The sequence below is a fragment of the Gilliamella sp. B3892 genome (assembly GCF_026536305.1).
Lineage (GTDB): Bacteria > Pseudomonadota > Gammaproteobacteria > Enterobacterales > Orbaceae > Gilliamella.
The window spans coordinates 54,338-70,361 of record NZ_JAFNOK010000002.1; the positions used below are offsets into that span (position 1 = coordinate 54,338).

Genomic DNA, 16,024 nt, shown 5'->3' on the forward strand with positions numbered 1-16,024 from the left:
AAAAATCGAATGATGATTAATACATTGCTTAGGCATTTTGTTGATTTTCTAGTTTTAATTGCTCCAAAAATTGATTTAGGATCATCCACGATGATTCAGAACCGGCATCACGATGACCGATCGCCCTTTCACCTAGTCGCATTGAACGCCCTTTTTTAGCTATCAATGCAATGGTATTATCTGACCCTTTTTTCATTTCATCTACGCAGGTTTGTAGTGTCTTTACCGGATCGTCCCCTTCCTGATAATTTTTTAATACATCTAACCCGGGGATCAGGGCATCTACCATGGTTTTATCACCTACTTCGGCCTTGCCTCGAAACTGCACCGCTTCAACGCCGTCTTGATACATTTGACAAAATTCTTTAAAGGTGACCTCTTGTTTTCCAACGGTATGAGTCGCCATTTTCATAAAGAAACTGCCGTATAAAGGCCCTGATGCACCGCCAACTTTACTTAACAAAATCATGCCGACTTTTTTCATCAATTCAGCAATATCCGCCGTTGTTTCAGACAGTGTCGGTAACTGTTTTTCGACCTCCCGAAAACCAATGGTTAAATTAATACCATGATCACCATCACCGATATCGGAATCCAATTTACTGAGATGATCACGATTTTGTTCAGCCATTTCGGCAAGTTTTTTAAATGTTTCGATAAAATAGGACTTGGTTAGCATCAGCGCGCTCATTTCTACTCTCCTTGGTTATTTATAGGCAACTTTGAAATACGGGGTGTCACATGGATGATCTAATAACTGCTTAAGTTCATCATCGAGTTTAATGACAGATATAGACATCCCCACCATATCCATGGAAGTGACATAATTGCCAACCAATGGGTTGTAAATTTTAATGCCCTTTTGCGCCAATAGCAGATGAGCTTTACGATAACAGACATACTGATCCATTAAAGCTAATCCCCCTAGCCCATTAATGAGTAATTGGACTTCATCACCTGATTTGAGTTGGGAATCTTGTAAGATATGATCAATGAGTTGACTAACAACATAATCGGCTTTTTCAAGTTTTGTTCTTTCAATACCCGGCTCACCATGAATGCCCATACCAACTTCCATATCGCCGTCTTGCATTTCAAAAATCGGCTCGCCAGTTACAGGGAGTGTTGATGATGAAAGTGCTACACCAATTGAATAAGTATTGGCATTTGCTTTTTGGGTTAATGCTTTAACTTTGTCGAGATCATATCCTTTAGCTGCGGCGCTACCGGCAACTTTAAAGACAAAAACGTTACCTGCCACACCACGACGATCGGGTATGTTTTTAGAAGAATAGATATCATCGGTTGTGGTGACTGTTTCAACACGAATACCGTCTTGAGCAGCGAGTTCAGCGCCCATATCAAAATTCATTACATCACCGGCATAATTGCCGTAAACAAACAAGCAACCTTTACCGGCATCAACTGCTTTAACCGCTTCATAGCAATATTCTGGCGAAGGTGAAGTATTGACATTGCCCACTGCTGCTGCATCAGCAAAATCTTTACCGACATAACCTAAAAAAGCCGGTTCATGACCTGATCCGCCGCCGATGATAATTCTGACTCTTGGTTCAGCGCTTATCTTTTTACTGACAATAACCCGATCACAGTCATCTTTAAGCTTGACATAATCACTGTGCGCTAAACAGTAGCCTTCTAACATCTCTTCAACGACATCATAGCCATCATTAATTAATCTTCTCATTACACTACCTCTACCTTTTTTACTTTTAACCTAACACTTAACCTACCAGGAAAAGTGATAACACATATCCACCGACAATACCTGCACTCACAGCAGCGACGATATTTTTAACTGATTTACGTTTGCTTCCACCAGTTAACGCCGAGGCAACCCAGACACCGACACCTGCCGCAAGTCCCTGATCGACCCAAACTGATCCACTTTGGGTAATCATCGGCGTTGCAATACCATGATTAATGCACCAAACTGTGCCAACAATAAAGGCTGCGGCCATCCAACCACCAATTGGACCCCAATTATCAACCATTCGCCCCCACGCCATTCGGATGACGAAAGGAAAAATAAATCCCCCAATTAATGTTGCAATCGCTAATTTTATTGACATGATTCACTACTCCTTATTCGGTAACTTATCTCTTCTTTTGAAAAACTTTGATTTGTTTATTGCGCAAAATCTTCTCTTTTGCCTCTTTCAATTTTTCAAAATCAGTGCGGCGTAAGCCTGGCTCTCTTGGATTTTCATTAGTAAACTCTTTCTTCTTCGCCATGTCTTTTTCAATATAGGCTGCGGTAATTCCCCCTAAGGTTGCGCCGCAAGTCACCAGAATGATTGTTGGCATTGAAGATACAAACGCTTCTCCACCTTGAATAAAGGTATCTCGCATAATCCCGCATACAGCAATCGCAAGCCCCATATCAACAAAGGCGGCATCATCTTCGTTGCCGGTTAAATTAATGTAGTGATTCATATACCACATAGGTCCAATGATGATAACTGCCGCTAAAAATCCACCAAAAATCCCGTAAGTCCCTAATTGAGACCATACCGACATAACGATCATTCCAGCAATACAATAACCAACAAAACTACGAAAAAATTTCATCGCTATGCTCTCTTCTTAAATATTTTGTAATTCAGCTAAAATACCTTCTACATCGTCATCTACCATTGCTTGTATAGACGCAACAAACGCCCCTTCTACCAAAGGCGCATCGACTAAAGTCACTTTACTTTTGAGCTCTTCATCTTCGATTAGGTCAATAGCGGTTTCAGTACTTAGTATCGCACTGCCAATATCAGCAAAAATTAGGATGTTTTTGTGATTTTTAGATTGTTCAATAATGTTGTAAATCGCAACTGCATCGGTTCCCAAACGCCCGTCATCAGTTCCGCCTGCGGAATGAATTTCTACATCTCCGGTTGAATCAACCATCTCTTCTATCATCTCCTTTAAACCATCGGTAATTTTTCTACTATGCGATACTAAAACGATACTAACCATGAATCCTCCGAACAAATGTTTACCTAATAATCTTTTGTTCAATTATATCGAATAAAGTTTTGGCGAAAATGGTTTTATAATAAATTTGTGACTAAGATCTAAATATTTATTCATTTTGTTTTTCAGATGAAAATCACGGTGAAAATGCCAATAGTCAAAATTTCACTATTGTTATTGTGATCTTTTAACAAAATGAACGCTTTTTAGAATGTCAGACAAATGTTCATAGCATTGACTTAATAACAACAAAAATCGCCCTAATGGATTGGGTCATGTTAAAAAACAAAGTGATAGACACTTGTTTATCGTTAATCGACAAAGCAATGCACTGATTTTTGAGAAATGAAAACAACCCATCAAAATATGAACAGATCGCTTTTTGTTTGAGTTTTTTAGCGAATATCGCCAAATAGATACGTCTTTAATAATCAGTGAAAAGAATGTAGGTTGAAAGCGTTTTAAGCCGATATGACCACTCATTTAAACTGTTTATTAATTTCATTGATGATTTTGCAATGTTTTGGTCGCTATCAGAAAATCATATTGCTTAACGGTTTTTGATTTGAAAGGGGGTTGCTGAAATATTTAAATAAAACCAACGCTATTAAAATAACGTTGGTTTGGGATGAATTATTATTGAACGATGAATGGTTTAATGTTTACCAAACTTCTTTACACACCTCATGTACCGTAGAAAAAGGAACTGCTGTCCACTTGTTACCTACAACTTTATGCACGCCACTGTTTAACATAAATACCACATGATGCGTATTGCCATTATCAGTGGTATCTGACACCCATGCATGTCGTTGCGATGTACCATTGACTAATCCTGAAGTGAGGAAATCGGATTTAGGATAATATTCTTTTACCACTTGTCCCCATTCGCCATTTAATCCCCCGTCAAATTTTCTGGTCATGGCAACGCCGTGACCGAGATTCCCACTGTCTGCTGTTGGGTCTAATGCTTGCGGGGTATTATTCCAATCGGCGATAGTTAACTGATTTTGAATGCCACCACATAGATCTTCAGAATACTCATTGGTTTCTCTTACATATTTTGCCCAGAATTTAAGATCCGTCCAAAATACGATTCTATCTTCTATACCCTTACTATCTTTTGGCCAAATAAAAACTTGAAATGTTTTTCTTTGTGGCTTCGCGTTAAAGGTGACTACACCAAGTTCATTGACAGATATATTATCATCATCGGTTGAAAACAGATAATCTTGCTGATCGTTACTCAGCCAAAGTTGAAATGTTGCACCTTTGAAAGCAGTTTTAGGAAATTTATTATTATAGCCATTATTATTTAAGAAAAATCCTAATTCCGGATGCCACTGAGATTGTATATATCCACCACCGTGTTTTGTATTTGGCGTTGCACTGATATGATCACTATTCCAGCCATAACCATAAGGCATATCACCGTCATATTGAATCCATGACCAATTTTTGCTACTCATCATTGGGTTAGGTCGGGCGTAGCAAATTTGATTAATGGATGATTTAAAGATATATTCTTGCTTAACATCAGCATAATCAATATTCGATTCAAAAGGCAAGCCGTATTGGGTTGCCGCTTTTATATTTTTGATTGAAAGCACTAATTTATAAGGCGCACGGCAAGGTTCCATTGTGTTATTTAATTCATTTTCCGGCACCTGCTTATACCGACTATCACCCATGCCGTTTCCACCCGGAAGGCTGTAATACCAAGTGGCAGACAATACCCCCTCCGGTATCCCCTCATCACCGTCTTCATCGAAAATCGTCACGCCTAAATTTTCTGCAATATCGGATAATTTAACTTCTTGACCATTGGCTTCAATGATAAGTTTATTATCTTCGTTTGAATCTTGCTTAGCTGGCAAAACCCATTTGATATCGTTATAAGTGGTTGACGGGCTGATCTTAAAATCTTGAATATTGCTTTGACTATCTCGTAACTGCCCGTTCGGCATACTTACAATACTGAGTTTTTCGGCGAAAGCCGATGAATCAACTATCTCACCATTGATTGAGATACTCGGGGAATGACCATGAATTTTTTCGATCGTTGAAATCGAAAATACGGCATTGGCGCAATTGACATAACCTAAAACAAAAACAACAGGCAAATAATTAAACAAATTTACTAATTTATTGTTTTTTAACACCAGCAATAAACTAATACCTCTCTTAATTAAAATTGATATCCAGCTCAATTTGGCTCTCCTTATAAGTCCATTTTTTATAACAAATTATTTTCATAATAATTTAAATGCCTTTTGGGATATTTTTGTTTTATAGTTACATTAGCTAAGCTAGTAATTATTTGCACTAATTGATTAAATAAATATCACTTCTCTAACATTAAATATCTAACTTGATATCTAAGACATTTTGCGAATTATCGTTCTAATTTTTTAAGCAATCAATATGGTGATTATGGCGATTGATCATCAAATATACAGGATGATATTTAGACGATTAAAAAAAATGGACGGGCTTTTTTTAGAAATTTATAAATCTTTTACGAAAATTATTGATTAATATCATTTTAATTCATTTTTTCCAAATAAAATCAATCATTAAAACGATAGAATTTTTATTCAAAACACTTAAATATGTTTTACCTATTAATTCAATATCCAGAATAAATGAACATTTATTAGTTTAATCACATCACTGTTTTAAAAATGCAAATAAATGACTTAACTTATTGAAATATTGATGATATCTAAGATGGATTTGTACACCAACGCTATCGAAATAACGTTGGTGAGATAGGAATGATTATTGAGGAAAGAATGATTTTATGGTTACCAACGCTCTTTACACACTTCGTATACCATAGCAAAAGGAACGGCTGTCCATTGTGTGCCTTGGACTTTATTTACACCACCATTTAACATAGTGACTACGTTATGTATAGAGCCATTCCCATTGGTATCTGATACCCATGCATGTCGTTGCTCTGTACCATTAACGAATCCTGAAGTTGGAAAATCAGAATTAGGATAATATTCTTTTATAAGTTGACCCCATTCGCTATTTAATCCACCATACGTTTTTCTTGTCATGGTCACGTTAGTCGCCATGACATTGTTATCAGTTGCTGGATCTAATGCTTGCGGGGTATTATTCCAATCAGCGATGGTTAACTGATTTTGAATGCCCCCACACAGATCTTCAGAATACTCATTGGTTTGTCTTACATATTTTGCCCAGAAGTCAAATGCTGACCAAAATAAAACCCTATCTTCCAGACCTTTAGCATCTTTTGGCCAAGCAAAAATTTGAAATGCCGCTCTTTTGGGCTTAGCGTTAAAAGTTACAATGCCAAGTTCATCTATCGATATATTTTCATCATCGGTTGACCACAAATAATCTTGCTGATCATTACTCATCCAAAGTTGGAAAGTTGCACCTTTAAATATGGTTCTAGGAAATCTATTGTTGTAATTATCTTCCAGTAAAAATCCTAATTCTGGATCCCATTCTGATTTTAAATATCCGCCACCGTGTTTTGGATCTGGCGTTGAACTTATATTACGACTATTCCAGCCATAACCATATGGTTCATCGCCGTTATATTGCGTCCATGACCATCTATTGCTATTCATCATTGGGTTAGTTCGGGCGTAACAAATTTTATTAATCTTTGATTTAAAGACATATTCTTGTATCACATCCGCATAGTCAATTTCAGATTCTGACGGCAAGCCATATTCGGTTTGGGCTTTAATATTTTTGATTGACAGCACTAATTTATAAGGCGCACGGCAAGGTTCCATTTTGCTGTTTAACTCACTTTCAGGCACCGGTTTATATTGAGCCTCACCTTTTCCTTTTCCACCCGGAAAGCTGTAATACCAAGTAGCAGATAATACCCCTTGTGGTACCCCTACATCACCGTCTTCATCGAAAATACCGACCCCTAAATTTGCTGCAATATCGGATAATTTCACTTCTTGACCGTTGGCTTCAATGATAATTTTATTATCTTCATTTGAATCTTGCTTAGCGGGTAAAACCCATTTGATATCGTTATAAGTGGTTGACGGGTCGACTTTAAAATCTAGAATGTCGCTTTGGCGATCACGTAACTTACCGTCTGGCATGCTTACCACAGTTAATTTATCGGAAAATCCGGATGAATCAACTAACTCATCATTAATGGCAATAGCAGGGTAATGCCCATGAATTCTTTCGAGCGTTGAAATCGATAAAACGGCATTAGCGCCATTGATATGACCTAAAACAATTAATGCAGTCAAACAATGAATTTTTGTGTTAAATTTATTGTCAAAAGATTGAGATAAGAAGCCTAACCCTCTTTTAACAATTGGTGACATCCAGTTCAAGTTTGCTCTCCTTATAATTATAATTTTCTAAAACAAATAATACTGATAGTGTTGTTATGTCCTTCAGATATTTTTCACAATTTAGCTTACTAAACTGGTTAACAACTAAACTCAAAATGGTTAAGTAAAACTCACTGATTTAAATTAAGTTTCTAACATCATATCAATAGACACTGAGCACATTATCGATCGGATTAATCGATCAATCAATGCGCTATTAATGGTGACTGGCTATCAAATGTACAGATCAGTTTTTCAACAGCACAAAAATAAAAATTAATTTGATTAATTTTTTTTCAGAATAAAAATTCATATCTTTATGATTTGTCATTACTTTATCTTTATTTTTCCAGAAAATTGCCTTAATGCCTAACTAAAATATTTTTCAAAATAAAGTTGCTTATTCATGTTATCTATTGAATTAATAGCCAAAAAAATAGGCTTATTTGACTATTATCCGGCAAAATTTAGGGAAAAAATCGAAGATAGCGAGCAGAAGTTTTTTCAAAAAAAGTGGATTATTGGCCAAAATTGCCAAGCTAGCAATTATTCCATTGCTATCCCAATCTCTTAAACTTAATCAGGGCAAATTTAGAAAGTTTTGCTTGTCGAAAAGATAACAAATTGAGGTTGATTAAACGCTTTGTTAATCGTCATTGAGGCGAGATTTCATCAAGTAGTTAAAAAAGATAACTACTTGATGAAAAACTATTTAGAAGTTAATTTCAGCGCCGACAAAATAGCGTCGACCTTCTAATGTTTTACCATAATCTTGATTGCTGACATCTTTATCAAACAGATTATAAACGCCGGCAAACACTTTAGTACTTTTATGCACTTTATAAGCCGCGCCAATATCCCAGAAAGTGTATCCCGGGTATTCAATCTTCTTACCGGTACGGTTAGTGGTGCTTTCTACACCATAGTATGCCATTTTAGCCCATAAATCCCATTGATCTGTGACGTTCCAGTCAAGTTGAGTATTGAACTTTTGTTTAGGCGTACGATTTAATGGTTTACCTTTATTTTTACCGGTCTTTTGTTCGGTCTTCGTCCAGGCATAGTTAGTGCTTAATAAGAATCGATCAAATAACGGTGTTTTAAAGGTTAATTCCAGCCCTTTAAGATCAGCTTTATCGACGTTTTCACGCCCTTGAACAAAATCAAATTTTTCTCGATAGCCATTGATTTGACATTTACGCGATCCTGCTTCACCACGGCAAATATAATAGGATTGAATTTTATCTTTATATTTAGTGTAGAACGCTGTTGCCGACGCATCCACACCATAATCATTGGTATAACCTAAGCCAATTTCGAAATTTTGGGTTTTCTCAGGTCTCAAATCCGGGTTACCCATAATCATTCCTTTATTACCAGTACCGGAACCGCCGGTCACTTGTCCCCAATCAGCAACAACTTGACGCAATTGTGGGGCGGCAAATCCTGTTGAATAACCGCCTTTTAAAGTGAAGTTATCATCGATGTTCCAAACACTATAAATACGTGGATTCCAGTTACTGCCATAATTCTCATCTTTATTAAAACGTAATCCAAAGGTGAAACTTAAATTATCTAAAACCCGCACCTCATCTTCGGCAAATAAAGCGTAGTTCCAACGGTCAATTTTAGTTAATCGAGTATTTAATTGGTTACCTTTATCATGCAACTCTTGATAGTTATACTTTCCACCAACAGTTAACATATTAATTGAAAACGGAATGGTTATTCGTGTATCGGCATCGGTATTTCGAATCTTCATTTTCCTTTCAGGATTGTTGTTGCCTTCATAAGCCACAAAGCTTGTGGTCGAGATATCGCCAAACATGCCGTTATGTGTTAAAGCAAAGCTACTTCGATGATTATCACGTGGGAAGTCGCCTCGATTAGTTGGGCGAGTTTTTCCGGCGCTGGCTTTACTTTTTTGTAAAGAACGGCCAAAATCCAAATCAAACCTTTGGGTATCGCTGGCATTTAACGATAGCTTACCATTCAAACTTTGTAGCTGTTGCTGTGCATGACCATTGAGAAATTTATCTTCATGCCGTTTCGAATATTGGCCGTAAAGTTGAATACCTAAGATATCTTCAATAATGGGTCCCATTGTTGAAAAACTGGTTACATAGGTATTTTTTTCGCTTGAACGATACGGTATAACAGACTCAAAACGTAATCCGGCATGCCATTCATCCGAGACTTTTTTGGTGATAATGTTAATTACCCCACCCATCGCATCAGATCCATATAATGAAGACATTGGACCCCGAACCACTTCGATGCGATCAATAGCGGTCAACGGCGGCAACCAACCTTGCTCAAAACCCGAATTATCGCCATTTGGTCTGGTCTCACGAGTACTGATTTTTTTACCGTCAACGAGAATCATTGTATATTTTGAATCCATACCACGAATACTGATATCGGTAGAATCACCGCCACCAGTAATTGTAACGCCGGGAATATCTTTCAAGGCATCTGTTACATCTCGATAAGGTTTGTTGCTAATCTCTTCTGGTGTAATAACCGATATCGTGGCTGGCGCTTCCTTGACTTGTTGAGCAAATCCCGAAGCTGTAACGACCATAGTTTCAGTTTCAGAATTGGTGTCGGCCATAGCAGCACTTGACAATAATAAAAGGCTAGTGTTAATGACGTGAGTCGCTAACTTCAATTTTCGCTTTATCTCCATTTTTTATAACCCCATTATTTATAATGATATTTTAGACTTCCCCTCAGGTAACACTACAGTAAATGAGAATAATTATCAATATCTTTAATAAAAATTATTTATTAGTAGACAAAGAGCAATTTTTTAAATAATAATGGTTATCATTTTTATTTGCAGAAAGGAAATTATCATGAACAGAAATAAAAAACTACTTTTAAGCACGCTAGCTGCTGTGATTTTAGGTCTTACAGGTTGCCAATCAACCTCAAAAATGAATGTGGTAGTCGATAATAATAGTATTGAAGTGCCTAAATCACCTAAAAAAGTGGTGGTTATGAATTATGGTGCTCTTGATACTTTAGATGCATTAGGTAAAGGCTCAATAGTTACCGCTGTACCACAATCGGTGATCCCTTCTTATCTACAAAAATATAATAATATTGGTATTGCTGATACCGGCAATATGAAAGAACCCAATATTGACGCAATAAAAAATCTTAAACCCGATTTAATTATCATTGACGGTCGACAAGCCAGTAAAGATGCCCAATTAAGACAAATTGCCCCTGTTCTGAATTTAAGTGTTAATGCCAAAAATTACTATGATTCCACCCGAAATCATATCTATGCGTTAGCCACTATCACCGGTACAGAAAGTAAAGGTAAAGCGATCATTGAGTCGCTGGATGTTAAACTTCAACAAGCGCAAGCAATCAGTCATAATAGCCATAAAAAAGCCATTGTTGCTATCCATAATGACGGAAAAGTAATTCTTATTAATAACAGTTCAAGCGCAGCCCTTATTCATGATGTGTTAAACGTTAAACGTGCTGTTCCTGCGGAAAGTAACAAAATCACACAAATTGGCGAAAAACCTAAACCAGTATTTATTGATAATAACTATATAAAATCGGTTAAACCTGACATTATTTACGTTGTCGATCGCAGTAAAGCAATTGGTAATACAGCGATGAAAGAGAACTTTTTCGATTCAAAAGTGCTGAAAAATAGTAAAACACAAGTCGTTTATTTAACACCTGATCTTTGGTACCTATCCGGTGGCGGTGCAGAAAGTTTAGAGCGCCAAATTGACGAAGTTATCAATGGGCTAAAATAAATCTTATCTAAAAGCATGATGATTGCAGTTTGTATCTTATCCTAACTCCACCTGCCCTCACGTACGTGAGGGCTTTATTATTATCCTCAAACAAGATTGACTGATTAAATACATCTATATTGGTGATTGATTGTTATTTGCTTGCACAATATAACAATCAAATCAACTGAAAATTCTGAACAAATGAAAGCAAATCAAAAATCGCTGTTTCAACAAAATTCAAATGTGATAAAATGCCGTCGTTTTTTTAATAATCAACATTAAGCAGTAAAAGTTTATTAATTCTCAACTTTATACCCCTTAAATATTTAACACTATTATAAATACTATGAATATGTCATCCCCTACTATTGGATTTGTGAGCCTTGGTTGTCCTAAAAATTTAGTTGACTCAGAGCGAATTTTAACCGAATTGCGCACGCAAGGTTATCGTGTGGTACCCAGTTACGATAATGCCGATTTATTGATCGTCAATACCTGTGGCTTTATCGATAGCGCTGTACAAGAATCGTTAGAAGCGATCGGCGAAGCATTAAATGAAAATGGTAAAGTCATTGTGACCGGCTGTCTTGGTGCGAAAGAAGATCAAATACGTAATGTTCATCCGAAAGTGTTGGAAATATCTGGTCCGCACAGCTATGAAGCGGTACTGACTCATGTCAATAAATATGCACCAAAACCGGCTTATAATCCGTTTACCAGCTTAGTGCCGGAGCAAGGTGTTAAATTGACACCTAAACATTATGCCTATTTAAAAATATCTGAAGGCTGTAATCATAGCTGCACCTTTTGTATTATTCCTTCATTACGGGGCGAAATGGTCAGTAGACCAATTGGAAATGTGCTTGATGAGGCAAAAAGATTAGCTGAAAGCGGCGTAAAAGAGTTATTAGTTATTGCTCAAGATACTTCAGCTTATGGTGTTGATATTAAAAATCGCACCAATTTTTGGAACGGCATGCCTTTGAAAACCGATATCCAAACTTTGTGTGAGCAGTTAGCTACGCTAGGCATTTGGGTGAGACTGCATTACATGTATCCTTACCCTAGCGTCGATAATTTAATCCCGTTAATGGCCGAAGGTAAAATCTTGCCTTATTTAGATGTGCCACTGCAACATGCCAGCCCAACCGTTTTAAAATCGATGAAACGACCGGGAACCATTGACCGAACGCTTGAACGAATACATAAATGGCGAGATATTTGCCCCGATATAACATTACGTTCAACCTTTATTGTCGGTTATCCGGGTGAAACCGAGCAAGACTTTGAGTTACTGCTCGACTTTTTAACTAAAGCCGAACTTGATCGGGTGGGTTGCTTTCCTTATAGTCCGGTTGAAGGCGCACAAGCCAATGCGCTCGCAAATCAGATTCCGGAAGCGATCAAACAAGAGCGTTTTCATCGCTTTATGCAATTACAACAAACTATCTCAAGCAAAAAACTTCGTAATAAAGTTGGTCAAACATTATCAGTTATCATTGATGAAGTGGATGCCGAAGGTGCCATTGGTCGCAGTATGGCAGATGCACCCGAAATTGACGGTGTTGTTTATCTTAATGATGAAAATAGTGTTAAAGTGGGCGATATTGTTCAAGTTGAAATTGAACACTCTGATGAATATGATCTATGGGGAACTGTTAAACAGTAAACAAATCAAATGAAGCTACATTATCGACACGAAATTAAACATATCATTACACTTGCAATACCGGTAATGATTGCCCAAATATCACAAACCGCCATTACGTTTGTTGATACCATTATGGCCGGCAACTATAGTAAAACGGCGCTATCTGGCGTCGCCATTGCTGTCTCTATTTGGCTGCCGACAATCTTATTTGGGCAAGGGTTGCTCACCGTTTTAACCCCTATCATTTCAAACTTAAATGGTGCTGCTAAGCGTAATTTGGTCGCTGACCACACCCGTCAAGGTGTGGTTATTGCACTGATTTTGTCGGTAATGATGATGCTGATTTTATATCATTCCGATAAAATCATCAGCTTAAGAAGCTCAGCTGAGCACCCTATTGATCCGCAAATGGTTGAGGTTGCTGTCTCATTTTTACGCGCCATAATGTGGGGCGTTCCTGCATTCTTGCTGTTTTTAGTCTATCGTAATCAGTGCGAAGGGCTATCCAATACTAAACCGGCAATGGTGATAATCTTTATTGCTTTGCTTGCTAATATTCCAATCAACTACATTTTAATTTACGGCAAGCTAGGTTTGCCGGCTTTTGGTGGTGTTGGATGCGGTATCACGGCGGCAATTATCTTTTGGTTGATGTTTATTTTAATGCGCCTTTATACGTTAACCACAGCAAGCCAAAAGGATATTCGTAACACGCCTGTCACTAAACTGGTCGACTTTGCGATCATCAAAAAAGTGATTGTGCTGGGCACGCCCTTGGCATTGGCGTATTTCTTTGAGATGAGCTTGTTTGCGGTTATCGCCCTGTTAATTGCCCCACTCGGACAAATAACGGTAGCTGCTCATCAAATTATCTTCACAATCAGCAGTTTAACTTTTGCTATCCCTTTATCACTTGGGGTTGCAACCAGTATTCGTGTTGGATATTTACTGGGTAAACAAAAGCCTTCATTAGCCAAACAAACCGCTTATATCAGTCTGGCAATTTCATTTGCGATAGCCGTTGTTGTGGCACTGATTTTAGTGATCTTCAGAACGCCAATTATCGAATTGTTTACCAAAGAAGCGGCGGTTATTGCTATTTGTATGCACCTGATTATTTTATTAGCCATTTATCAAGCTTCTGATTATTTGCAAGTGGTAGCCAGTAATGTGCTTCGTGGTTATAAAGATACCCAAAGCATCTTTTTTATTACTCTGCTCTCTTATTGGGTTGTCGGCTTGCCAGTTGGATATATTTTAGCTTTGACCGATCTGGTTATGCAGCCATTGGGGGCTGCCGGTTTTTGGATTGGGATTATTTCCGGACTGGCAGTTGCTGCGGTACTCCTGATTGGCAGAATGTTCTATTTACAAAAACAACCAACCGAATTGATTTTAAAACGGGCTTCAAAATAAGCCCATAATAGCCTTAAGCTGAATAAAAATGTATTTCTCAGTTTTAAGGCTATGTTCTCTATTTTCTTTTCATTACTATCATCGCTCTATACCTATTATCTTGCCATACACAGCTTAATAAATTGGTGGATCATCGGTTGAAAACCAACAATAAACCTTTCAGCTAAACTGACTTTTACAACTAATAATTGCGTAAAGTTCGATTATTTATATAATGTATTTTTTTGAAATTCTGTAAATTATTTAATAAATTGTAATGTTATTTAAAAAAACTATTTTTCCCCACCTAGTTTGTATTGTCCTTTCAGCTTTATTGGTATATTTGTTAGGGTATCCTTTAAGAGTTGATCGCATTTTACTCACTTATTTTTCCTTGATATTTTTTGCTCACTTTACGCTAGGCAAATTTATTTTTGGTTTTCTATTTATTTTAGCTGCGATCTACTTTCCAACCTCTTATTATTATGGTTCGCCGAATGTTGCGGTTATCAGTGCGCTTTTGGAAACAAATTTAGATGAATCGAGTGAATACTTCAGCCAATTACCCCCACTATTACTTGTTGCGCCAATATTTTTAATCTTAGTTTTTATCTTCACATTTACCAAACTTCAATTTCCGAAGATTAATAACAAATATTTTATTTTCTTTGCTCTGGCTGTTTGTCTTTATAAACCGGTTAAAATATTATGTAAAAGCAATGCCAATTTGCCCCCTACGTTTGTGATTGATAATTTCAAATATCCTTTTTTTGAATTTTTTACAGATTTATATACCAGTTTAAAAATTTATACTACCGAAAAGCAGGAGCAACTTGAGCAGATTAAGTTCGCAAATACCATTCCAATTATCTCGGTCAGCCCAAAGCATAAAACTTACGTGATTATGATTGGTGAAAGTGTGCGCAAAGATTATATGAGTGCTTATGGCTTTAAATATGACAATACGCCTTTTGCTAATCATAATGCCAGTATCATTTGGGATGGACTTATCGCACCAGCGCCTAATACACAATCATCAATCCCTCATTTTATTAGCCAATCAGTTTTTATCGATGATAAAAAAGTTACCACGCAAATAAATAACAATATAATTAGTATTGCAAATGCAGCGGGGTTTGAAACTTATTGGCTGTCTAATCAAGGGCGATTAGGTAAAATGGAAATTACCGTACCTCGAATTGCCGCCTACTCAAAACATAGTTTTTATACCAAAAAAGGCGAATACAATGGTAAAAATTCCCGTGGAAAACATGATACTTTGCTGTTACCCGAATTAGACACTATTTTATCGACCGAACAAACTCGACCAAGATTGATTGTTATGCACTTAATTGGCTCGCATCCCCACTTCTGCAAACGGTTAGAGTTTGATGTACAGTTTAATCTGAATAATAAAAATATTTCCTGCTATGTCAGTAGTATTAAAGAAACCGACGATTTAATTAAAGCAACGATTGAATCGTTACAGAAACATCATGAAGATTATGCGCTGGTCTATTTTTCCGATCATGGTCTTGCTCATACTGATAACTATCAAGACTTAAGACACAATGCGAGTTATCAAAATAGTTATCAAGTGCCTTTAATCTTTTTTGATTCCAATCGCACTCAACAACAAAGAATCAATAGAACGATATCCGGCTTTCAGTTTGTCTATCTATTAAGCCACTGGTTAGGAATAGAGTTAGATGTTAAGCACGACTATATGCAAAACGAATTAATGGATATTTCAGAACAGAACGATATTAAGATAAAAGACTGGCAAAGCAACGAACTTTATCAGTTTGATAATTTGAAAAAAGATCCTAACCCGTATTAATTGGTTAGTTTATTAATCTTGATATCAATAA

General features: G+C 36.9%; 13 protein-coding genes. 5 read left to right on the top strand and 8 right to left on the bottom strand.

The genetic code is table 11. From position 1 onward, the window contains the following. Positions 1 to 28 precede the first annotated feature (28 nt). The 7 genes from dhaL to J3U74_RS02975 all read right to left on the bottom strand — a co-directional run bounded on the left by dhaL (position 29) and on the right by J3U74_RS02975 (position 7,331). A complete protein-coding gene (dhaL, locus tag J3U74_RS02945; RefSeq protein WP_267329724.1) occupies positions 29 to 691 on the bottom strand; it encodes a dihydroxyacetone kinase subunit DhaL in 663 nt (220 codons plus the stop codon). Between the two features lie 15 nt (positions 692 to 706). Beyond that, positions 707 to 1,708, bottom strand: a complete 1,002-nt coding sequence (locus J3U74_RS02950) for a dihydroxyacetone kinase subunit DhaK (protein ID WP_220219384.1) — start codon at positions 1,706 to 1,708, stop codon at positions 707 to 709. A gap of 37 nt (positions 1,709 to 1,745) precedes the next feature. Continuing rightward, positions 1,746 to 2,093, bottom strand: coding sequence for a Lin0368 family putative glycerol transporter subunit (locus tag J3U74_RS02955; protein ID WP_220219383.1), 348 nt, complete (start codon positions 2,091 to 2,093; stop codon positions 1,746 to 1,748). 25 nt (positions 2,094 to 2,118) lie between these two features. Continuing rightward, positions 2,119 to 2,592, bottom strand: coding sequence for a Lin0368 family putative glycerol transporter subunit (locus J3U74_RS02960; RefSeq protein WP_220219382.1), 474 nt, complete (start codon positions 2,590 to 2,592; stop codon positions 2,119 to 2,121). Positions 2,593 to 2,607: 15 nt separating this feature from the next. Beyond that, positions 2,608 to 2,991 (bottom strand): dihydroxyacetone kinase phosphoryl donor subunit DhaM, encoded by a 384-nt coding sequence (gene dhaM / locus J3U74_RS02965; protein ID WP_220219381.1) that lies wholly within the window; start codon positions 2,989 to 2,991, stop codon positions 2,608 to 2,610. A 659-nt stretch (positions 2,992 to 3,650) separates the two neighbouring features. Further along, a complete protein-coding gene (locus J3U74_RS02970) occupies positions 3,651 to 5,198 on the bottom strand; it encodes a hypothetical protein (protein ID WP_267329723.1) in 1,548 nt (515 codons plus the stop codon). Positions 5,199 to 5,795: 597 nt separating this feature from the next. Then, positions 5,796 to 7,331 (bottom strand): hypothetical protein, encoded by a 1,536-nt coding sequence (locus J3U74_RS02975; protein WP_324099766.1) that lies wholly within the window; start codon positions 7,329 to 7,331, stop codon positions 5,796 to 5,798. A gap of 415 nt (positions 7,332 to 7,746) precedes the next feature. On the opposite strand from J3U74_RS02975, the gene J3U74_RS02980 reads away from it, so the two are divergent. Continuing rightward, positions 7,747 to 7,914 (top strand): hypothetical protein, encoded by a 168-nt coding sequence (locus tag J3U74_RS02980; protein ID WP_267329721.1) that lies wholly within the window; start codon positions 7,747 to 7,749, stop codon positions 7,912 to 7,914. A 138-nt stretch (positions 7,915 to 8,052) separates the two neighbouring features. Here J3U74_RS02980 and J3U74_RS02985 read toward each other — a convergent pair whose 3' ends face one another. Next, positions 8,053 to 10,029: a TonB-dependent receptor domain-containing protein gene (locus J3U74_RS02985; protein ID WP_267329720.1), complete on the bottom strand. Its 1,977-nt coding sequence runs from the start codon at positions 10,027 to 10,029 to the stop codon at positions 8,053 to 8,055. A 169-nt stretch (positions 10,030 to 10,198) separates the two neighbouring features. Between J3U74_RS02985 and J3U74_RS02990 the strand changes: the two genes are divergently transcribed. From J3U74_RS02990 to J3U74_RS03005, 4 genes are all read left to right on the top strand, one after another. Beyond that, complete coding sequence (locus J3U74_RS02990; RefSeq protein WP_267329719.1) at positions 10,199 to 11,125, top strand: ABC transporter substrate-binding protein; 927 nt, start codon at positions 10,199 to 10,201, stop codon at positions 11,123 to 11,125. 334 nt (positions 11,126 to 11,459) lie between these two features. Next, on the top strand, positions 11,460 to 12,776 hold the full coding sequence (gene rimO / locus J3U74_RS02995) for a 30S ribosomal protein S12 methylthiotransferase RimO (RefSeq protein WP_267329718.1): 1,317 nt from the start codon (positions 11,460 to 11,462) through the stop codon (positions 12,774 to 12,776). 9 nt (positions 12,777 to 12,785) lie between these two features. Continuing rightward, the gene (locus J3U74_RS03000; protein ID WP_267329717.1) at positions 12,786 to 14,174 is read left to right on the top strand and encodes an MATE family efflux transporter; all 1,389 of its coding nucleotides are present in this window, start codon (positions 12,786 to 12,788) and stop codon (positions 14,172 to 14,174) included. Positions 14,175 to 14,430: 256 nt separating this feature from the next. Next, positions 14,431 to 15,993: a phosphoethanolamine transferase gene (locus J3U74_RS03005; protein ID WP_267368650.1), complete on the top strand. Its 1,563-nt coding sequence runs from the start codon at positions 14,431 to 14,433 to the stop codon at positions 15,991 to 15,993. Positions 15,994 to 16,024 lie beyond the last annotated feature (31 nt).